The sequence below is a fragment of the Paraburkholderia xenovorans genome (assembly GCF_046030735.1).
In the GTDB taxonomy this organism is placed as follows: Bacteria; Pseudomonadota; Gammaproteobacteria; order Burkholderiales; family Burkholderiaceae; genus Paraburkholderia; species Paraburkholderia xenovorans_A.
In genome coordinates, this window is record NZ_JAQQBV010000037.1 from 33,512 (window position 1) to 53,961 (window position 20,450).

General features: G+C 63.5%; 14 protein-coding genes. 8 read left to right on the forward strand and 6 right to left on the reverse strand.

The annotated features are described in order from the left end of the window. Positions 1-5: 5 nt before the first annotated feature. The 3 genes from PQQ51_RS28120 (at position 6) to PQQ51_RS28130 (ending at position 6,210) form a co-directional block, all read left to right on the forward strand. Entirely contained in the window at positions 6-1,442 is a 1,437-nt protein-coding gene (locus PQQ51_RS28120) for a TldD/PmbA family protein (RefSeq protein WP_408500429.1), read from the forward strand. Next, positions 1,442-2,803 (forward strand): TldD/PmbA family protein, encoded by a 1,362-nt coding sequence (locus PQQ51_RS28125; RefSeq protein ID WP_408500430.1) that lies wholly within the window; start codon positions 1,442-1,444, stop codon positions 2,801-2,803. Before PQQ51_RS28120 ends, PQQ51_RS28125 begins: the two co-directional genes overlap by 1 nt. Positions 2,804-3,006: 203 nt before the next feature. Then, positions 3,007-6,210 carry a multidrug efflux RND transporter permease subunit gene (locus tag PQQ51_RS28130; RefSeq protein WP_408500431.1) on the forward strand — a complete coding sequence of 1,068 codons (3,204 nt, stop codon included), beginning with the start codon at positions 3,007-3,009 and terminating at the stop codon, positions 6,208-6,210. An 88-nt stretch (positions 6,211-6,298) separates the two neighbouring features. On the opposite strand, the gene PQQ51_RS28135 is transcribed toward PQQ51_RS28130, so the two are convergent. Beyond that, positions 6,299-6,613, reverse strand: a complete 315-nt coding sequence (locus tag PQQ51_RS28135; protein ID WP_408500433.1) for a DUF4148 domain-containing protein — start codon at positions 6,611-6,613, stop codon at positions 6,299-6,301. Between the two features lie 372 nt (positions 6,614-6,985). Between PQQ51_RS28135 and PQQ51_RS28140 the strand changes: the two genes are divergently transcribed. Genes PQQ51_RS28140 through PQQ51_RS28150 form a run of 3 tightly spaced genes read left to right on the forward strand, consistent with a single transcriptional unit; the run spans position 6,986 to position 9,821 of the window. Next, positions 6,986-7,663 carry a response regulator transcription factor gene (locus PQQ51_RS28140; protein ID WP_408500435.1) on the forward strand — a complete coding sequence of 226 codons (678 nt, stop codon included), beginning with the start codon at positions 6,986-6,988 and terminating at the stop codon, positions 7,661-7,663. Positions 7,664-7,676: 13 nt separating this feature from the next. Further along, positions 7,677-9,101, forward strand: coding sequence for a sensor histidine kinase (locus tag PQQ51_RS28145; protein WP_408500437.1), 1,425 nt, complete (start codon positions 7,677-7,679; stop codon positions 9,099-9,101). Between the two features lie 36 nt (positions 9,102-9,137). Continuing rightward, positions 9,138-9,821 (forward strand): winged helix-turn-helix domain-containing protein, encoded by a 684-nt coding sequence (locus PQQ51_RS28150; protein ID WP_408500439.1) that lies wholly within the window; start codon positions 9,138-9,140, stop codon positions 9,819-9,821. 43 nt (positions 9,822-9,864) lie between these two features. Here PQQ51_RS28150 and PQQ51_RS28155 read toward each other — a convergent pair whose 3' ends face one another. Beyond that, positions 9,865-10,650, reverse strand: a complete 786-nt coding sequence (locus PQQ51_RS28155; RefSeq protein WP_408500441.1) for a CPBP family intramembrane glutamic endopeptidase — start codon at positions 10,648-10,650, stop codon at positions 9,865-9,867. Between the two features lie 312 nt (positions 10,651-10,962). Between PQQ51_RS28155 and PQQ51_RS28160 the strand changes: the two genes are divergently transcribed. Then, the gene (locus PQQ51_RS28160) at positions 10,963-12,066 is read left to right on the forward strand and encodes a porin (RefSeq protein WP_408500442.1); all 1,104 of its coding nucleotides are present in this window, start codon (positions 10,963-10,965) and stop codon (positions 12,064-12,066) included. Between the two features lie 327 nt (positions 12,067-12,393). Here PQQ51_RS28160 and PQQ51_RS28165 read toward each other — a convergent pair whose 3' ends face one another. Further along, entirely contained in the window at positions 12,394-12,669 is a 276-nt protein-coding gene (locus tag PQQ51_RS28165; protein ID WP_408500444.1) for a DUF4148 domain-containing protein, read from the reverse strand. 325 nt (positions 12,670-12,994) lie between these two features. Between PQQ51_RS28165 and PQQ51_RS28170 the strand changes: the two genes are divergently transcribed. Then, positions 12,995-14,173: a porin gene (locus PQQ51_RS28170; RefSeq protein WP_408500446.1), complete on the forward strand. Its 1,179-nt coding sequence runs from the start codon at positions 12,995-12,997 to the stop codon at positions 14,171-14,173. A 97-nt stretch (positions 14,174-14,270) separates the two neighbouring features. On the opposite strand, the gene PQQ51_RS28175 is transcribed toward PQQ51_RS28170, so the two are convergent. The 3 genes from PQQ51_RS28175 to PQQ51_RS28185 are packed head-to-tail and all read right to left on the reverse strand — an operon-like array spanning position 14,271 to position 20,227. Continuing rightward, a complete protein-coding gene (locus PQQ51_RS28175) occupies positions 14,271-15,776 on the reverse strand; it encodes an efflux transporter outer membrane subunit (RefSeq protein ID WP_408500448.1) in 1,506 nt (501 codons plus the stop codon). Next, entirely contained in the window at positions 15,769-16,992 is a 1,224-nt protein-coding gene (locus PQQ51_RS28180) for an efflux RND transporter periplasmic adaptor subunit (protein ID WP_408500450.1), read from the reverse strand. Before PQQ51_RS28180 ends, PQQ51_RS28175 begins: the two co-directional genes overlap by 8 nt. Continuing rightward, the gene (locus PQQ51_RS28185) at positions 16,982-20,227 is read right to left on the reverse strand and encodes an efflux RND transporter permease subunit (protein WP_408500451.1); all 3,246 of its coding nucleotides are present in this window, start codon (positions 20,225-20,227) and stop codon (positions 16,982-16,984) included. The genes PQQ51_RS28180 and PQQ51_RS28185 overlap by 11 nt, the downstream gene beginning before the upstream one ends. Positions 20,228-20,450: the final 223 nt, after the last annotated feature.

Here is a 20,450-nt window from a genome sequence, read left to right on the forward strand (position 1 = left end):
CTCGAATGATTGACGAACGTTGGGCGCAAACCGCCCGCTCGCTGAAGAGCCGTGCGGCGTTCTGGTCGCTGCGGATTGTCGACGAACAGATCGACGACCACGAAGTCCGCAACGACATCGCGCAGCCGCTGCGTACGGTGCGCGATCGCGGGGCGATGCTGATTGCGTGGGTCGGCGCGGGGGCGGGGTATGCGGCGACCGCGAATCTGTCGGCGGCGGGTTTGCAGGCGGCGCTCGATATTGCCACCGCACGCGCGGAAGCAAGCGCGGAGCTGTCGTTGATCGACCATCGCGAGGTCGCGCGCCCGGCCGTCAGTGGGCAGTATGCATCGCCGAATGCATTGCAGGCGTTGCCGGCCCGCAGCGAATGGCTCGACTTGCTGGGTCATGAATGCGCGAGCGCGAAGCTCGACGCGCGCATTGTCGAACGGATCGCGGCGGTGCAGATCACGCACACAGACCAGCTTTACCTCACCAGCGACGGCGTGCGGATCGATCAACAGTTCCGCTTCGTCATGCCGCAACTGAGCGTGGCCGCGCATGCGAACGGCGACACGCAGATGCGCACGCTCGGCGGCAATTACGGCACGCTCGCGCAGGGCGGCGTCGAAGTGCTGGCGCGCTTCGGCTTCGAAGGCTCCGGCGCGCGCGTCGCGAACGACGCGCTGCAATTGCTGGCCGCGCCGAATTGTCCTTCGGGCAAGCGCGATCTGCTGCTGATGCCCGACCAGATGATGTTGCAGATTCACGAGTCGATCGGTCATCCGCTCGAACTCGATCGCATTCTCGGCGACGAACGCAATTTCGCGGGCTGGAGCTTCGTCAAACAGGATATGTTCGGTTCTTACCGCTACGGCTCGGAACTGCTGAACGTGACCTTCGATCCCGAATTGCGCGAAGAGGCCGCCGCCTACGCATTTGACGACGACGGCACCGAAGCGCACAAGCAATACCTGATTCGCAACGGCGTGCTCGAACGGCCGCTCGGCGGCGCGCTTTCGCAACAGCGTGCACAGATGCCCGGCGTGGCCAATTCGCGTGCGTCGAACTGGAACCGGCCGCCGATCGACCGGATGGCGAACCTGAACATCGAACCGGGCGCGAGTACGTTGGACGAGATGATCGGCAATATCGAACACGGCATTCTGATGCGCACGAATACGTCCTGGTCGATCGACGACCATCGCAACAAATTCCAGTTCGGTTGCGAGTTCGGGCAGTTGATCGAAAACGGCAAACTGACTCAAGTCGTCAAGCAGCCGAATTACCGCGGCATTTCGGCGAATTTCTGGCGCAGTCTGAGCGCGGTCGGCAATGCAGGCACGCGCGAGGTGTACGGCACCTCGATGTGCGGCAAGGGCGAACCGATGCAGATCATTCGCGTGGGCCATGCGTCGCCGGCCTGCGTGTTCAGCAACGTCGACGTGTTCGGAGGCGCGTGATGAGCCAGTTCATGTCGTCCCGAACCGGTGCGTCGTTCGACTGGCAAACGCATTTCACCGCGCTGGCCGACGCGATCGAACGCTTTCAGCAAGGCGCCGAACTCACGTTGAGTTCGTTTGCCGGCGAGCAGTCCGATTTCATCCGCTTCAACGCGGGCAAGGTGCGGCAGATCGGCAACGTGTCGCAAGGCAAGCTGACCTTGCGTCTGATCGATGGCGCGCGTCAGGCTTATTCGACACTGACCGTGTGCGGCGATCTGCAGCAGGATCTCGACGAAGTGAGCGCCGCGCTCGCCACATTGCGTGAAGGTCTGCGCGGCGCGGCGGACGATCCTCATCTGCTGGTCGACACGACGCAATGGCAGCGCGTCACGCAGCGCTCGGGCAAATTGCCTGAGCCGCAGGCGCTGTTGCGCACGGTCGCCGAGTGTGCAAGCGGGCTCGATTTCGTCGGCTTCTATGCGGGCGGCACGATCGTGCGCGGTTTTGCGTCCACCCGCGGCAGTCGCGGCTGGTACGAAGTCGACAACTTCAATTTCAGCTGGTCGCTCTACGATCCGAGCGGCCGCGCGATCAAGACCACCTACGCGGGCGACGACTGGAACGACGCCGTCTTTGCGCGCAAGGTCGAACAGACGGCCACACGGCTCGCGGTGCTCGCACTGACGCCGCGCGGCTTGGCGCCCGGGCGCTATCGCTCGTATCTTGCGCCCGCGGCACTGTCGGAACTGCTCGGCGTCGCGTCATGGGGCGGTTTTTCCGCGCGAGCCCAGGCGAGTTCTCGCAGCGAGCTCTACAAGCTGCACACCGGCGAAGTCACACTCGATCCGCGCGTGAGCCTGAGCGAAGACCTGAATCTCGGCATCACGCCGGGCTTCAACGACGACGGCTATCTGCGCGAAAGCGTGTCGCTAATTCATGCGGGCCGCAGCGCCGAACGTCTGACCAATGCGCGCAGTGCGCGCGAGTACGGATTGACGCCGAACGGCGCGCTGTCGAACGAGTCGCCGGCCGCGCTGGCGATGGCGCCCGGCGATCTGCTGGAAGAAGACGTCCTTGCGAAACTCGATACCGGTCTTTACATCGGCAATCTCTGGTACGTGAACTTTTCGGACCGGATGAATTGCCGACTGACCGGCATGACGCGCTTCGCCACGTTCTGGGTGGAAGGGGGCGAGATCGTCGCGCCGCTCGACGCGATGCGTTTCGACGACAGCCTGTACCGTCTGCTCGGCGGCGAACTCGAACAACTCGGCGCGCACGCCGAATTGCTGTTGAGCGACTCGACCTGGGGCGAGCGTGCCACGGGCGGTATGCAATTGCCCGGCGTGCTGGCGAAGTCTTTCGAGTTGACGCTATGAGCGTGTAACCCGGTGCGCGGCCACGCTTACGGCATGTCGCCCGCGCCGCGCACCCGGCGCTGAGTTAGGATTGACGGCTCACGACGCTATCATGATCGACGTGTCGCGGCAGCGCGCGCTATGCGCGCCGCCGCAGATCGACGAAGCGTACATCGGCCCCCATCGAAGCAACGCGCTTCGAGGCCCCCTGACCGGAAATCCGAGTGCCATTCTTTTTTATCGACCGCCCGATCTTTGCCTGGATCGTCGCGCTCGCCATCGTGGTGGCGGGCGCGCTGGCTATTCCGCAGTTGCCGGTGGCGCAATATCCGCGTCTCGCGCCGCCGCGCGTCGTGATCAGTGCGTCCTATCCGGGAGCATCGACCGAGGTGGTGGACGAGAGTGTCGGCAGCATCATCGAGGAGAGTCTCGATGGCGCCGACAATATGCTGTACTACGAGACGACCAGCGACAGCCTCGGCGAGCTCGAAATCGACGTGACCTTTGCGCCGGGCACGAATCCGGACATGGCGATGGTCGACGTGCAGAACCGCCTCAAGCAGATCGAGCCGCGTTTGCCGCAGCAGGTCGTGCAGCAGGGCATATCGGTGTTCAAGGCGGCCAATACGTTTCTGATGCTGGTCGCGCTTACGTCCACCGACGGCACGCGCGACTCCGTCCAACTGAGCGATTACCTGAGCCGCTACGTGATGCGCGAGCTGAAGCGCGCACCGGGCGTCGGCTCCGCGCAATTGTGGGACGCCGACGAGGCGCTGCGTATCTGGCTCGATCCGATGAAATTGCGCGAGTACGGGCTCGGCGCGGCCGAGGTGAATGCGGCGATCTCTGCGCAGAACGCCACCGTCACCGCGGGCACGCTCGGCGACGCGCCATTCGTGCCCGGCCAGCAACTGACCGCATCGGTCAGCGTGAAAGGGCAACTGATCTCGCCGCAAGAGTTCGGCCAGATCGTATTGAAGGCGCAGCCCGACGGCTCGGCGGTGCGTCTGCGCGACGTCGCACGGGTCGAACTGGGGCGCGACAGTTACTCGTATTACTCGCGGTTGAACGGCAAGGCCGCGGCTACCGTCGGTATTCAACTCGGCCCGCGCGGCAATGCGCTCGAAACGTCGAATGCAATTCGCGCGCGTCTCGCCGAACTGGAGAAGGGCTTGCCGCCCGGCGTCGCTGTCGAAATACCGTTCGACAATGCCCATTTCGTGAAGATCGCGATTCACGAAGTACTGGTGACGCTCGCCGAAGCCGTCGTGCTGGTGTTCTTCGTGATGTGGCTGTTCCTGCGCGATCTGCGCTACACGCTCGTGCCCACCGTCGTGATTCCGGTCACGCTGATGGGCGCGTTTCTCGCGATGTACGCATGCGGGCTGTCGATCAACGTGTTCACGATGTTCGGCCTCGTGCTCGCGATCGGCATTCTGGTCGACGATGCGATCGTCGTGGTGGAGAGCGTGCATCGCGTAATGGAAGACGAAGGCCTGCCGCCGCGCGAAGCCACGCGCAAGGCGATAGCGCAGATCGGCGGCGCGATTGTCGGCGTGACCGCGGTGTTGACGGCCGTGTTCGTGCCGATGGCGTTTTTTCCGGGCGGCGTCGGCGGTATTTACCGGCAGTTCGCGGTCGCGATGATCGCGTCGATGCTGGTGTCGTCGTTCATGGCGTTGTCGCTGACGCCCGCGTTGTGCGCGAATCTGCTGAAGCCGCACAAGCATCCGGTGCGCGAGCGTGAAGCGCGGCGCGGCGTGCGCGGGCTGGCCGCGCGTGGCGCGAGCCGTTTCGCGGCGGCCTTCGAGCGGGCCGCGCACGGCTACCGCGGTTTCACCGCGCGCAGCTTGCGCCGCATCGGCACGGTGCTGGCGATCTACGCGGTGCTCGTGGGCTTCTGCGGTCTGCTGTACTGGCAGATGCCGGGCGGCTTTCTGCCGAGCGAGGACGAAGGGCAACTGCAGGTGATGGTGCAGTTGCCGGCGGGCGCGACGCAGGCGCGCACGCTGTCGGTTGTCGAACGGATGGAAGCGGTGCTGCGCGCGGAACCGGCGATCGCGAACGTCACGAGCGTGATCGGCTGGAGCTTTACCGGCAGCGGGCAGAACGTCGCGATGGGCTTTGTCCAGTTGCAGGACTGGAGCAAGCGCCACACCGACGCGCTGACGTTGCGCGACCGGCTCAACGAACAGTTCGGCAAGATTCTCGACGGTGACGTGGAGGCGCAACTGCCGCCGTCGGTGCCGGGTCTCGGGCATTCGGACGGCTTCGTGTTCCGGCTCGAGGATCGCGGCGGCATGGGCCTCGACGCGCTGAAGGCGGCGCGCGAGCAACTGTTCGACAAAGCCCGCGCGAGCCCGGTGCTGGCCTCCGTGCATTCCGAAGATCTGCCGGACGCGCCGCGCGTCGAACTCGTGATCGACCGCGCGAAAGCGTATGCGCTCGGTGTGCCGTTCGAGCGGATCGCCGAGGTGCTGGGCAGCACCTTCGGCTCCACCTATATCGATGACTTTCCCGCCGGTGGCCGCATGCGTCGCGTGATGATCGCCGCCGACGCCGCGACGCGAATGAACGAAGCCGACCTGATGGCTTTGTCGGTGCCGAATTCGTCGGGCGGGATGGTGCCGTTGTCGGCGATCGCCACGCGTCACTGGACGATCGGTCCGGTGACGCTCACGCGCTACAACGGCTATCCGTCGCTCGACGTGAGCGGCCGCGCGGCGTCCGGCTATAGCTCGGGCGCGGCGATGGCGGAAATGGAGCGGCTCGCCGCGACGCTGCCGGCCGGCATCGGTTACGACTGGGTCGATGCGGCGCGCGAGGAAACCGCGGCGGCGCGGCAAACGCCGTTGCTGATCGCGTTGTCGCTGCTGGCGGTGTTCATGGCGCTCGCCGCGCTCTATGAAAGCTGGACGGTGCCGCTCGCGGTGCTGATGGTGGTGCCGCTCGGCGTGATCGGCGCGATCGTCGCGGTGCTGTTGCGCGGGATGCCCAACGACGTGTACTTCAAGGTGGGCATGATTACCGTGATCGGCCTCGCGGCGAAGAACGCGATTCTGATCGTGCAGTTCGCGCGCGATCTGCACGCTCGCGGGTTGCCGCTGACGCGCGCGGTTACCGAAGCAGCGGCCGCGCGTTTCCGGCCGATCGTGATGACCTCGGCGGCGTTTCTGCTGGGCGTGGTGCCGCTGGTGTTGTCGAGCGGAGCGGGCGCCGAGAGTCGCCGCTCGATCGGTACCGGCGTGTTCGGCGGCGTGCTCGCGGCGACCTTGTTCGGGCTCGTGTTCGCGCCTGCCGCGTTTTACGCGGTGGCGTCGCTCACGCATGGACGGCGGCGGCTCGGCGAATTGCGGCGTAAGCGTGAAGAGCGGCGAGCGCGCCGCGCGGCCAGTGAAAACAACGGGCGCCTCACGAACGGCCGCTGATCGCGCGTGGCTTGCTGCGCGTTCGCGGTTTCATGCGCCGCGCTCACGATGCCAACCCGCGCAAGCAGTTGCACGCTAAGCCGACCTCTCAACCCGCCGGTTGACTCGAAGCCTGCGCGGACGTCGGCACCGCAGGCTGCAAGCAGTCCGCGCGATATTCCGCTTGCACTTTCTGCTCGGCGGTTTGCAGATCGTCCGGGTAGGTGTTCGAATCGTCCGGGCTGTAGCCGGCCGCTTCGAGTTCGCCCAACTCCTGCATCAATTGTTTGTGCGTCACTTCGCCTTTGGTCCGTACGAACGGATAGTCGTGGCATTGTTGCTGCGTCAGGCCGGGCGCGGCCATCGCCGATGCACTGCCGATCAGAAGAAGCGCGCTGGCGAGGGTTTTCGTTACGAGTTTCATTGTCATGTCGTCCACGAGAAGGATTCGAATCGCGCCGGAAAAGGATGAAAAGCGGCAGCGCGACGGAGTCAGACTAGTGGAGAGGGCTTACCGGAGCGGCGTCGGCAGGATGAAATTTGTTTTATCGTTCCGGCATGTCCAGCATGCTCGGCAAGTGGCCGCGAACTTAAATTTTTCTTCATGAACCGGACACGCCCGCGCTAGCTCCCACGGCGTAGCCTGCGTGCAGGCCCCGAACGAAGCGGCGACACCCGTCGTCGCAAGCCCGGGCACCAAACACGCAAGCCGAATATGGCATTATGTCCTTCCACTGATAACCGGTCGCGTCCGCCGCTTGAGTCGGTAGAACTGGCTGCGGCGCGTGCAATGATCATGTCGCGAGTACTCACGATTGAAGACGACGAAATTACCGCGAATGAAATTGTCGGTGAGCTGAAAAGCCGCGGCTTCACCGTGGATTGGGTGGCTAACGGCCGCGACGGCATGGCTCGCGCGATCAGCGAGGACTACGACGTCATCACGCTCGACCGCATGCTGCCGGGCGTGGACGGTCTGACGATTCTCACCACGATGCGCAGTATCGGCATTCAAACGCCTGTGTTGATGCTGAGCGCGCTCGGCGACGTCGACGAACGGGTGCGCGGTCTGCGCGCCGGCGGCGACGACTACCTCACCAAACCGTTCGACCCCGAAGAAATGACCGCGCGCCTTGAAGTGCTGTTGCGCCGCAGTCAGACGCCGGCTGCGCAGCTCGACACGCATCTGCGGGTCGGCCCGCTCGAACTCGATCTGATTTCCCGCAAGGTTCAGCGCGACGGCGAAGAAATCGTGCTGCTGCCGACCGAATACCGCGTGCTCGAATTCATGATGCGTCACGCCGGCCAGACCATCACGCGCACGATGCTGTTCGAGGCGGTGTGGGGTTATCACTTCGACCCGGGCACGAATCTGATCGACGTGCATATGGGCCGTCTGCGTAAAAAAATCGATCCGCCCGGCGTCAAGCCGATGATCCAGACCGTGCGCGGTTCGGGTTATATCCTCGCATGAGCAGGGCTTTCTGATGGACACGACTTTCCCTGCCCGCTCGGCACTCGCCCGGCGCTGGCAGTCCACTACCTTTCGTTTGCTGTCGGTCTACGCGGTCATCTTTTCGCTGTCGGTGATGCTGCTGCTGGGATTCATCGCGAGCGCGGTGACCGGTGTGATGGAGCGCGCGACCGATAAGGTGCTGGTCTGGCAACTGATCTACTTCGATACGCTGCCCGATTTAGGACTGGCCGACGCGATTCGCCGGCGCGTCGAGCACGAGCGCATGCACACCAACTACTACGGATTGTTCAATCCGGACGGGCGGCAGGTGGCCGGCGACGTGCTGGCGCTGCCGCCCGACTTGACGGCGCTGCTGCCCGACCCGTCGATGCCGATGGAACGGACCGGCTCGACCCGCGATCTGCTGCTTTCGAGGGCCGGCAACGAGTCGCCGCCGGTGGTTCGGGTGATGGCGGAGCGGCGCCAGGACGGCTCGATACTCGTGGTCGCGCGCGACCTTACGCACATCTTGCAGATTCGCGAGACGATCCTCAATGCGCTGGTGGGCGGCGGTGTGTTGTGCCTCGTCGCGGGCGTAATCGGCGGCCTTGCGCTGAGCGTGCGGCAGATGCGCCGGCTGAAGGCGATCCGGCGGGTCACGCAGCGCATCGCGCAGGGCGATCTCGCGCAGCGTCTGCCGATCGGCGGGCACGACGAAGTGGATATGCTCGCGCATCTTGTGAACCATATGCTCACCGAAGTCGAGCGTTTGATGAACGAGGTGAAGGGCGCGTGCGATGGGATCGCGCACGATCTGCGCACGCCGCTCGCGCATGTGCGGACGTTGTTGACGCACGCGGCCGAACGTCCGAAGACGCACGAAGATGCCGAACTCGCGAAACTGGTCGAACGGGCGCGCACGGAAACCGACGTGCTGCTCGATCGTTTCCGCGCGATGTTGCGGATCTCCGAAATCGGCACGTTGCAACGGCGCGGCGGTTTCGGCGAGATGCAACTGGAGACGCTGGTGCAGGAAGTCGGTGAACTCTACGAGCCGTTGGCCGAGAGCCGCGGGATTCAGTTTTCCGTCCGTGCGCAAACCGTCGACATCATTCACGGCGATCGCGCGTTGCTGTTCGAAGCACTGAGCAATCTGGTGGACAACGCAATCAAGTTCACACCGGAAGGCGGCGCGGTGCGCATGGTGTTGACTCAGACCGCGGCCGGCCCGCAGGTCGATATCGTCGACAACGGTCCGGGCATCGCGGCCGGTGAACGCGACGCGGTGTTGCAGCGGTTTTATCGCGGAGAGAGTACCCGGCATCTCGCGGGGTCCGGTCTTGGCCTGAGCATCGTTTCCGCTGTGATGCGCGTGCACGATTTCACGTTGAAGATCGGCAGTGCCGGGCCTGGCGCGAAGGTGTCCATCGAATGCTGGTCGAGGACGCTTGCATGATTCTTTTTCGACTCATTCGTTCTGGCAGGTAAGTGAATGCGCGTGCTGTTCGTAGGGCCTTCTCATCCCGAAGCCGGCTGGCTTTTCAAGGCGCTGCAGGAAAGCGCGCATAGTTTGCAGCGCGCCGACGATCCGCGGGACGGGGTTTTTCTTGCGTCGCAGGAAGCGTTCGATGCCGTTGTGCTGATGGTGCTCGATGCTGGGGCGTATGCCGGTTTGCATGAACTCGTCGCGGAGTTTTCTGCTGCTGCGGGCGGGGCCGCGCTGGTTGTCGTGCTAGGGGTTGCCGACGCGCAGCAGCGGACCAGAATCCTTCGCGCGGGCGCCGATGCCTGTTTCTGTCAGCCTTATTCGTTTATTGAAATGCACGAGAGGATGCAGGCTTTACGACGGATCGGGTCGGCTCGCGCGACAGCAGTGTCTTCAACCGTCGTTCAGGATATCTCGCTCGATGCCGCGACTCGCGAACTCGTGTTTCGGCGCAGGAGAGTGGCGGTGACGCGGCGCGAGTTCCTTTTGCTCGAGTGCCTGTTGAAGCAGGTGAGTGCGCCGGTGGCACGGGATCAGTTGATCCGGTATGCGTGGCCTGAGAAGGAAGACGTCGATCCTGCCAGCGTCAATCTTGTTGTCTCCCGATTGCGGCGCAAGCTTTCTTTTGATTTGCCTGAAGTCAGTATTGAAACGGTGAGCCGGTTCGGGTATCAGGTTCTGGTCGATTGAACACAACGAACCGGTTGCTCAGTCGCTCCTGGCGCTGCGCCTGTCAGCCTTGCCGGGCCGTCGCCAGACCGGCGGCGCTTTTTCCACGCCGCTCGCGGGCCAGCACGATCGCAGCGACAATCACCGCGACAATACCGAGCAACGGTGCCAGCACGCCGCTGTACGGCACGTGAGAGGCAAACGCCGATAGATCCCATAGGCCATGCAGCAGCATGGACGCAATCAGCGATCCGGTCGTACGGCGTGCAAGGTAGAACACGGTTCCCATGCCGAACGCGATAACCACCTGCACGATCGCGAGGCCACCCAGACCAAAGAAGATGTTCGGCAAGTGGAACACCGCGAACATCGCGCTGGACAGAAGCCACACGCCGGTCTCACCGAACCGGCTGCGAAGCGCGACGACGAGCGTGCCGCGGTTGACCATCTCCTCGTTGAAGCCAACCATCGCGCAGCCGCCGATCAGGTACACCCACATCTGCGGGGTAACGGTGGCGTAGTTGCCGAGCAGCATGTTGACGAGCGCGACGACCGCCGCGAGGGCGGGAACGAACGCGGCCCAGCGAGGCAGCCGCCGTCGATCGGTCAGTGCGAGCCGCCACCAGCCGTATACCGACACCAGCACCACAGCCACGACGAATCCTGCGATCGTCGGCGGCAATAGCCAGCTGCGCAGTGTGTCAGCGCTTTCGCCGACACGCGCATATTCGACCCTCATGAGAATGAACACGCCATAGAACACGGCCGTATACGCAAGGTAGACCAGTACGCCGTGCCACACGGACGGCAGCACACGCAGCGAGGGGGAGATGTCAGAGTGGGTAGTCATGTCCGGATATGTCGCGAGCCCGAATCGCTCATCAAGTGTCGAGTGCCGAACTATATACCAAAATGGTCTGTGTCAGACCGTTTTGGTAGGTTGACTTGATGGTGGACCGATTCATGCATCGCGGATGCGAGTACGCATCGCGGTTCAGGTCAATGATGCATTCATGAAAATGCAACGCAAATTCTGAAAGTCTGTGTTGCAGCTGCGACGCTTTTAGGCGTCGATATATTTGTCTCGTGGTCACACGCAAATCAGTCTCCACTGCTGTCAGGCATCCTTAATTAAATCTACAGGTGATTCATGAGTCAAAAGATGAAGCTGACCTTCCTGGTCGGAGCGCTCCTTTCCATCGGCGCCGTATCTTCCGCTTACGCGCAAAGCAGCGTTACGCTTTACGGCTTGCTCGATACCGGTATCGACTTCGCCAGCAACGTCAACGGCAACCATCTGTATCAGATGGCGAGCGGCGTCAGTGCGGGAAGCCGCTGGGGCGTTCGCGGTAAAGAAGATCTCGGCGGTGGACTGTCGGCGATCTTCGATCTGGAAAGCGGCTTCAATTCCGCTAACGGTAGTCTTGGGAGCGGTCTGGGTTTCTCGCGTAACGCCTATGTCGGGCTCGCGAGTCAAACTGCCGGTACGCTGACGCTCGGGCGCCAGTGGGATCCGCTCGTCGATCTCATCGAACCGTTTTCGCTGAACGGCACCTACGGCGGCTGGTACTTCTCCCATCCGAACGATATGGATAACCTCGATAACGGCTTCGCCATCAGCAATGCAGTGAAGTACACGAGTCCCACCATCGGCGGCTTTACCGGCGAAGCACTGTATTCGTTCGGCGGTCAGGCAGGGCAGTTCTCCAACAACTCGGCGTATAGCGCGGCCGCGAACTACGTCAACGGCGGCTTTTCTGCCGGCGCGGGTTATTTGCGCGTGAACGATCCCGAAGTGGCCGTGCAGAGCTATCAGAACGGTTCAGGCTTTACCAATGCGGTGTACGGCACCTATCTGGCCAATGCGCGCAGCCAGGGCATCTTTGCGGTCGGCGCGGCTTATCAGATCGGCAAGTTCAAGGTGATGGGCAACTTCACCAACGTGGATTTCCAGCAAGGCGACGCGGGGCAGGACGTCAAATTCCAGAACTATGAAATCGCCGGCACGTTCGCGGCGACCAGCCAGTTGAATCTCGCCGTCGGTTATACGTACACCGATGGCCGCGATCACGCGACCGATCAGGAACCGAAGTATCAGCAGCTCAATCTGAGTGCGGAATACGAAGTGTCGAAGCGTACCGCACTCTATGCACTCGCTGCGTTGCAAAGAGCAAGCGGCGGTGCGGTCGCGCAGATCGCCGGCTTCGATCCGTCGTCCGACGGCAAACAGGTAGTCGGCCGGATCGGTGTGCGGCACTCGTTCTAAAACGTTCGCGCCAGATCAAAGAGCGCGCGGTCCGGATGGGCCGCGCGCTCTTTTTTCTCATGAGCCAAAGTAGATGTTGCAGAAACTGGGTGGGCCGACACAACTGTCGGCGGACGCCGGAGCCGTCGTCGCGCAGCCGGATAACAGCAGCCCGGCTGCCGCCGCCGCAATCGCGTAGCGTGCGGATCGCTTGAGTGCAGTACGAAATGTCATCGATGTCGTGAAGCTGAAATGGCGGAGTATTCAGCGCCGGCGATGCCAATGCCAGCGAACCGAAGCAGCGTCGCGACGGCATGCCGCCGCGCACGCTCGCTCGACACGCACGCGTCAGTGCGCGTAGATCGTCGAGTTCAGATACGCGAGCTGGCCGTCCTGCTCCGCATGCACGAGTTCGCGATAGACCTGCGCACGCGTCTTTCCCACAGTAGGCTGACCGTACGGCGGCACCCATGAACCCGCGGCATTGACGGCGGCCGTGCTGTTCGCCGCGACTTGCAGTGCCGGCGCCGCGTTTTGTTGCGACGGCGCAGGAGTCGATTGGGCAAATGCAGAGGCGGTTGCCGTGACACCGATGAAAGCGATGGCGAGTGTCAGAGATTTCATGTCGTAATCCTCACAAATCAGATTGGATGGGACCGACTCGCGAACCGGATGGCATTCGTGGATCGGTTGATAAGAAGGATAGTCACCGGGGTATAGCGGATCGGCGGTGCGCGCATGAAAAGATATTTATCCGTTCGAGCGTCGGCGCGGCGGTATTCGCGGAGTCTTGCCGATACATGTCACGAAGTTAAAAAACGTTTCATGAAGCGGGCCGTTTTGATCACGGGTATGTCACCGCGCGAATCTACATTGCGGCTACCCGCACGGTGTGCGGGATCGGTCCGTCGATGCGCGGACCGGCGCCTTCTCTTACCCGGAATCAAACATGAATAAAGCATTGGCAACCACACTCGTCGCGCTGGCCGGCACTCTCGGCGCGGCTGCGCATGCGCAAAGCAGCGTGACGCTGTACGGCACGCTCGATACCGGTCTCGACTACGTGAGCAATCAGAAAGCGGGGTCGGGCGGGAAAAGCAACTGGATGATGGAAAGCGGCAATGTGAGCACGAACCGCTGGGGTCTGCGTGGCAACGAAGATCTGGGTGGCGGCTTGAGCGCGGTCTTCGATCTCGAGAACGGCTTCAACATCGACAACGGCAAGTTCTCGAACGGCGGCGACGAATTCGGCCGTCAGGCGTGGGTCGGGATTGCGAGCAAGCAGTGGGGCACGGTGACGCTCGGCCGCCAATACGACTTTATCGTCGACTTCGTGGCGCCGCTGTCGGCGACCGGTTCCGGCTTCGGCGGCAACATTGCCGATCATCCGTTCGACAACGACAACCTCAACAACGATCTGCGCCTGAACAACGCAGTGAAATTCCGCAGCGCCACCTACGACGGTCTGAGCTTCGGCGGCGCGTACGCGTTCAGCAACGCAGCGGGCGGCTTCAGCAACAACAGCGCGTATAGCCTGGGCGCGCAGTGGGCGGGCGGTCCGTTCAACCTCGCGGTCGCCTACCTGCAACTGAACCAGCCGGGCGGCGTCAACCAGCCGACCAACGCCGGCGGCGCGGCGAGCAGCAGCGACGGCGACGCGACCTTCACCGGCGCACGCCAGCGCATCCTCGGCGCGGCAGGGCGCTATACGTTCGGCGCGGCGACGGTCGGCCTCGTCTTCACGCGCACCATACTCGACGATCCGCACCAGATCACGCAAGGCGGCGCATATTCGACGCTGAACGGCAATCTGCTGACCTTCAACAACTACGAACTGAACGCTCGTTACGCGCTGACGCCGGCGTTGTCGCTGGGCGGCTCGTACACCTTCACCGACGGCCATTTCAGCACCGCGAACAGCAGCGTGTCGCCGAAGTGGAATCAGTTCATGCTTCAGGCGGACTACTCGCTGTCGCGCCGCACCGACGTCTATCTGGAAGGCGTGTATCAACACGTGTCGGGCGCGGACGGCATCTCGGTGCTGGGCAATGCGTCGATCTATTCGCTCGCGGCCTCGTCGAGCGACCGGCAGGCAATCGTCGGCGTCGGCATGCGGCATCGCTTCTGATCTCGCTGTCAGAGCTCGTTTTCGAACGGGCTCGACACAAACAGAATCGCCGGCGCATCACGCCGGCGATTTTTTTGCTTCAGCCGCTCTGTGCGGATCAGTCAGCGGAAGCGAGTGTTCGCGGAGGGGATGCCTGTGAGTCCTGCGAGGCCTGTGAGGTCTGCACTGCCTGCACGGCAGGAACGGCCGCAGCGCCGTCTGTCGACCAGCCGCCACCCAATGCCTCGATGAGGCCCACCGAAGCCAGCAAACGCCGCGTATCGAGGTTCAATGCGGCGATCTGCGTAGTGAGCTCGGTGGTTTGCGCGGTCACCACGTCGAGATAGCTGACCACGCCGTCGCGATAGCGCGACATCGACAGCTTCAACGTGCGTTGCGCGGCGACGAGCGCTTCGTTCTGCTGGGTGGCTTCGTCGCCGAGATGATGCAGTTGCGCGAGATTGTCCTCGACCTGCTGGAACGCGAGCAGCACGGCCGCCTTGTAGTTCGCGCCGTTCTCGGCGAGCTTCGCGCGGGCCTGCTGCGTGATCGCCTCGCGGCGGCCGCCGTCGAACAGCGTCAACACGAGGCTCGGCCCGACCGACCAGATTTCGTTTGGCGCCGCCAGCCACGGCGACAGCGTATCGCTTTGAAAACCGCCGTCGAGACCGAGTGAGATGTCCGGGAAGAACGCCGCCTTCGCCACGCCGATCTGCGCATTGGCCTCGGCGACGCGCCGTTCGGCCGCGGCGATGTCGGGCCGCCGTTGCAGCAAGGCGGCGGGCACGCCGGCAGGAATCGACGGCAGATAAGCGGCGTCCGTGACCGGTGCAAGCGCGAAGCTCGAAGAGGGCGCACCCGTCAGGCTCGCGATCGCGTGTTCGTAGAGCGCGCGGCGCGCGGCGACGTCGTCGGCGGAAGCGCGTGCGGTGTCGAGCTGCGTCTGCGCGCGCGACACATCGAGGTCCGACGCGATGCCGCCGGCGTGACGGCTGACGGTCAGCTTCAACGCGTGCTTGTAGGTGTCGATCGTATCGTTGAGCAATTGCTGCTGGGCGTCGAGCCCGCGCAGGTTGAAATACGCGGTTGCGAGATTCGCCTGCAAGCTGAGGCGCACCGACGCGAGATCGGCCTCGCTGGCCTGCATTGCCGCGCGGCCGGCCGACACTTCGTTGCGGATCTTGCCCCACAGATCGAGGTCGTAGCCGATGCCGATGTCGACGTCATTGGTGCCGTACACGGACGGCTGATCGGCGCCGCGCAAAGGCCGGTTGTCCGATTGCCGCTGACGTTCCACCGACGCCTCGGCGCCGATCGTCGGAAAGAGGCCGGAGCGCGCCTGCGATAGATACGCGGTGGCTTCGTCGTGGCGCGCGATCGCGGCGGCGACATCGGGATTGGCGATGGCGACCTGTTGCTCCAGACGGTCGAGCACAGGATCGCGATACACGCGCCACCAGGCGTCGCGCGGCACGCGGTCTGCCGGCCGCGCGAGTTGCCAGGGGCCGCTTTCCTTGAAGCTCGTCGGGATGGCAGTGGCCGGCGCGTGATACGGCGGCGCGAACGAACAGCCGCTGACCAGCGCCGCGGCCGCCAGCGCGATTGAGAGGCGGCGTTTATCCATGAGTGCCCTCCGCGGCACGGCGTGCGGCGAGCGACGTGCCGGCATTGCTGGCGGCATCGGCGGTGTGAGCTTCGAGCCGCACTTCGTCGCCGTCCGCCAGCGAGTCGGGTGGGTTGTCGATCACACGGTCGGTCGGGTTCAGACCCGAGGCGATCTCGACATGCGTGCCGAGATCCGTCGCCACCGAAACCGGCTTCAACACGGCGCGATTGTCGTTGCCGACCACCGCGACCTGCAGCCCGTTTTGCCGGAAAATCAGCGAGCTCGCCGGAATCGACATTGCGTGCGCATCGGTCGGCAACACGAAATGAACCTCGGTGTACTCGCCGGGGATCAACAGGCCCTTCTGGTTGTCGACGGAAAGTTGCACGAGCAACGTACCGGAGGAGGGCGTGATCGAGTCGTCGGTGTCGACGAGTTTCGCGTCGAACGTGAGGCCCGGCCGCTCGGGGACGGTAAGCGTCGCCGTCATCCCCGGCCTGATCGCGGCGGCATCGCCCTGCGGCACGCTCACGTAGACCCGCAACTGATGCGCGTCGGACACGGAGAACAACTCCGGCCCGTTGCCGCCACCCGCATTGATCAGCGCGCCGATATCCGTGGTCCGCGCGGTGACCACGCCGTCGAACGGCGCGGTGATCCGCTTGAACGATTCGAGCGCTTCGAGCCGCCGCACGTTTGCTTCAGCGGCGGCAACCGTGGCCTGCTTTGCGGTCAGATCGCTGGTCTTCTCGTCGGCATCCTGTTGGGCGACCGAGTCCTGCTTCAGCATTTCGGTCCAGCGGTGCGCGGTGGTCGCCGCGAGCTTCTCGTTGGCCACCGCGTTCTGCCAATCGGCGCGCGCCTGTTGCAATTGCTGATCGAGGTCGGGTGTGTCGATCGACGCGAGCAACTGGCCGGCCTTCACATGCGTGCCGATATCCGCGTACCACGCGTGCAGATAACCGGATACGCGGGCATAAATCGGCGCATTGACGAATGCGGACAGACGACCGGGCAGCACCAGCGCTTGCCCGCTCGTATCGTGTTTCGGCGTGTACGCGACCACGGTCGGCACCGCCTGCTGTGCGGACCACGTGGTCAGTTCCTGCTTCGCGTGCACACGGCTCGCGATACCGCTGGCGACGATGCCCGCCGCCACCAGCAGCGCGACGATGCCGACGAGCTTCAGATGACGCAAGCGCTTGGGCGAATTGATCTCGATGTCAGTGGACATGATGAACTCCGGATTCGGATAACGAGGGATCTTGCGAGGCGTGAGGATCGGCGGCGTCGCGCCGATGCACGAGGCTGAACACGACCGGCACGAACAGCAGCGTCGCGAACGTCGCGCAGATCAGCCCGCCGATCACCGCGCGGCCGAGCGGCGCGTTCTGTTCGCCGCCGTCGCCGAGACCGAGCGCCATCGGCGCCATGCCGATGATCATCGCGAGCGCCGTCATCAGCACCGGGCGAAAGCGGGTGAAGCCGGCTTCCATCGCGGCGACCAGCGCGTTGCCGGTCACCGCCAGCCGTTCGCGCGCGAAACTCACCACGAGAATGCTGTTCGCCGTCGCGACGCCCATGCAGAGAATCGCGCCGGTCAACGCGGGAACCGACAGCGGCGTATGCGTGGTGAACAGCATCCAGACGATGCCGGCCAACGCCGCAGGCAGCGCGGTGACGATCACGAACGCGTCGCTCCACGAGTGGAAGTTCACGACGATCAGCAGATAGATCAGCAGGATCGCGCCGACAAGACCCAGCGACAAACCGAGGAACGCGCTGTTCATCGTCTGCACCTGGCCGCGCAGCGTGACGAGCGAGCCTTTCGGCACGTCTTTCGCGGTCGCATGCACGATGTCGTCGATCTTCGCTGCGACCGCGCCGAGGTCCTGGCCTTGCGTGGTCGCGAATACGTCGTAGAGCGGTTCGATGTTGTAGTGCGACACGACCGCGTTGCCGACGCCGCGTTGAATCGTTGCGATGCCGCCGAGAATCTGCGCGTCGCCGGTCTTGCCGGTCACCGGCAGGTTGTTCAGATTCGACAGCGACGTCATCCGGTATTCGGGCGTTTGCGCGACGATCGGATACGACACGCCGTTCTTCGAATTCAGCCAGTAGGTGGGCGACACCTGACTCGTGCCCGACAGACTCGCCACCACGGAATTGGTGACGTCCTGCTCGGTGATGCCGAGTTGATCGGCGCGCGAGCGGTCCACCGACACGGTGAATTGCGGATACGTCGACGCCTGCTGGATGCGTGTGTCGGCAATGCCCGGAATCATCCGCATGCGCTGCATCACTTCGTTCGCGTAACGGTGATTCGCGGCCTGGTTCGGCCCCGCGACTTGCAGATCGATCGGCGCAGGTGCGCCGAAATTCAGGATCTGACTGACGATATCGGCCGGCAGGAACGCGAAGGTCGTACCGGGGAATTGACGCGGCAGCGTCTCGCGCAGCGTGCGCACGAAACCGGCAGTCGGGTCATGGTCTTCATTCAGCGCGATCAGGATGTCGCCGTCCTGCGGTCCGACCGTGCCGCTGTTGTTATAGGTCAGGTTGATGCCGCTGTTCGGCAGCCCGATATTGTCGACGATGCTGCGCAACTGGTTAGGCGGAATCGTGCGGCGTACCGCGTTTTCGATCAGATCGAACTGCGCGGCGGTGTCTTCGATGCGCGTGCCGATCGGTGCGCGGACATGAATCGCAATTTCGCCGGAGTCGATGTCCGGGAAGAAATTGCGGCCGAGCCACGGTGCGAGCAGAAACGATGCGCCCACCACGATCAGAAAACCCGTGACGAAGCGTTTGCGATGCGTCAGCGCGAGACCGAGCACGATCCGGTAGACGCTGCGCACGCGCTCGAAACGTTTTTCGAAGCCGCGCTGGAAACGTACCAGCGGATTGCGCGAAGGTGGCGCATGCACGTGGCCGCCATGCGGGTCCATCAATGCGGCGAGTTCACCGGACGCGTGACCGCCCGACGCATGCGGCTTCAGCAGATACTGCGCGAGCATCGGCACGAAGGTGCGCGACAGAATGAACGACGCGACCATTGCGAAGATCACCGCTTCGGCCATCGGCACGAACAGGAAACGGGCGATCCCGTCGAGCAGCAGCATCGGCACGAACACGATGCAGATGCACAGCAGCGACACGAAGGCGGGCGCGACGATCTGCGCGGCGCCGTCCATGATCGCGCTCCTGACGTCCTTGCCTTGCTCGAGGTGCCAGTTGATGTTTTCGATCGTGACCGTGGCGTCGTCGACGAGAATCCCCACCGCGAGCGCGAGGCCGCCGAGCGTCATCACGTTGAGCGTTTCGCCCATCGCCGCGAGCCCGGCGATCGCGGCGAGCACCGCGAGCGGAATCGAGGCCGCGATGATCAGCGTGGAGCGCCAGCTGCCGAGGAACAGCAGGATCATCAGCGAGGTCAGCGCGGCGGCGATCACGCCTTCGCGCGCAACGCCGCTCACCGCGCCTTTCACGAAAGTCGACTGGTCGCCCATCGTGACGAGTTTGAGACTCGGCGGCAGCGTTTCCTCGATGCGCGGCAATTGGGCCTTCACGCCGGCGATGATGTCGAGCGTCGACGCGGAGCCGTTCTTCAGAATGCTCATCAACACCGCACGATGACCGTCCACGCGCACCACGTTGGTTTGCGGCGGATTGCCGTCGCGCACGTGCGCGACGTCGCGGATATAGATCGTCGCGCCGTCCACGGTTTTGATCGGCAATGCGTTCAGCTCGTCGAGTGCGAGCGGGCTGTTGTTCAGCTTGATGTTGTATTCGAAGCGGCCGATCTTTTCGGTGCCCGCCGGAATGATCTGATTCTGCTGCGCGAGCGCGGTCGCCACGTCGTTCGCGGAGAGTTTCTTTGCCTGCAGCGCCTGCGGGTTCAGATCGATCTGCACTTCACGGGTTTTGCCCCCATACGGGCTCGGAATCGCGACGCCCGGCACGCTCAGCAGTTGCGGACGAATGAAGTTGGTCGCGTAATCGGCAAGTTGCTGTTCGTCGAGCGTGTTGCTGGTCAGCGCCAGTTGCAGAACGGGCACCGTGGACGCGTTGTAGTTCAGGATCTGCGGCGGCGTGGTGCCGGGCGGCATCTGCTTGAGCACCGTCTGCGAGACGGACGTGACCTGGGCGGTGGCGGTGCGGATATCCACGGTCGGCTGGAAGAAAATCTTCACGATCCCGTAGCCGCGAAACGATTGAGACTCGATATGCGCGACGTCGTTGACCGTCGTGCCGAGCGTACGTTCGTAGTAGGTGACGATGCGCCCGGACATGTCGTCCGGTTGCAGACCCGCATAACTCCAGACCACGCTGATCACCGGAATGCGGATGTCGGGAAAGATATCCGTTGGCGTACGCAACGCGGCAAGCGGGCCGATCAGAAGAATCAGCATCGCGAGCACGATGAAGGTGTAGGGCCGGGTCAATGCTAACCGGACTATTTTTAACATCGAAGGCTGCTCCGTTCAGAGGCGCGATTGAATCTGCGCGGGCGTGTGGCGATGGAGGCGCGAAATGAAAACGCGGCCTGGTGACGGCATTCTGAAGAGCGGGCCCTAACAGCCACGGACTAAACAAATGAAACTAGTTTTAGGAAGCCGCGCACCTGGCGGGTGTGCTGGTGCAGCGGCGTTTGCACCGCATGCAGCATGGGAAATGGCGCTATTGACAGCG

Bases quoted from the DNA above. Each gene is read 5' to 3' on its own strand.
- PQQ51_RS28120 (WP_408500429.1), top strand. From the start codon at position 6: ATGATTGACGAACGTTGGGCGCAAACCGCCCGCTCGCTGAAGAGCCGT.
- PQQ51_RS28125 (WP_408500430.1), top strand. From the start codon at position 1,442: ATGAGCCAGTTCATGTCGTCCCGAACCGGTGCGTCGTTCGACTGGCAA.
- PQQ51_RS28135 (WP_408500433.1), bottom strand. From the start codon at position 6,613: ATGAAACTCGTAACGAAAACCCTCGCCAGCGCGCTTCTTCTGATCGGC.
- PQQ51_RS28140 (WP_408500435.1), top strand. From the start codon at position 6,986: ATGTCGCGAGTACTCACGATTGAAGACGACGAAATTACCGCGAATGAA.
- PQQ51_RS28145 (WP_408500437.1), top strand. From the start codon at position 7,677: ATGGACACGACTTTCCCTGCCCGCTCGGCACTCGCCCGGCGCTGGCAG.
- PQQ51_RS28150 (WP_408500439.1), top strand. From the start codon at position 9,138: ATGCGCGTGCTGTTCGTAGGGCCTTCTCATCCCGAAGCCGGCTGGCTT.
- PQQ51_RS28155 (WP_408500441.1), bottom strand. From the start codon at position 10,650: ATGACTACCCACTCTGACATCTCCCCCTCGCTGCGTGTGCTGCCGTCC.
- PQQ51_RS28160 (WP_408500442.1), top strand. From the start codon at position 10,963: ATGAAGCTGACCTTCCTGGTCGGAGCGCTCCTTTCCATCGGCGCCGTA.
- PQQ51_RS28165 (WP_408500444.1), bottom strand. From the start codon at position 12,669: ATGAAATCTCTGACACTCGCCATCGCTTTCATCGGTGTCACGGCAACC.
- PQQ51_RS28170 (WP_408500446.1), top strand. From the start codon at position 12,995: ATGAATAAAGCATTGGCAACCACACTCGTCGCGCTGGCCGGCACTCTC.
- PQQ51_RS28175 (WP_408500448.1), bottom strand. From the start codon at position 15,776: ATGGATAAACGCCGCCTCTCAATCGCGCTGGCGGCCGCGGCGCTGGTC.
- PQQ51_RS28180 (WP_408500450.1), bottom strand. From the start codon at position 16,992: ATGTCCACTGACATCGAGATCAATTCGCCCAAGCGCTTGCGTCATCTG.
- PQQ51_RS28185 (WP_408500451.1), bottom strand. From the start codon at position 20,227: ATGTTAAAAATAGTCCGGTTAGCATTGACCCGGCCCTACACCTTCATC.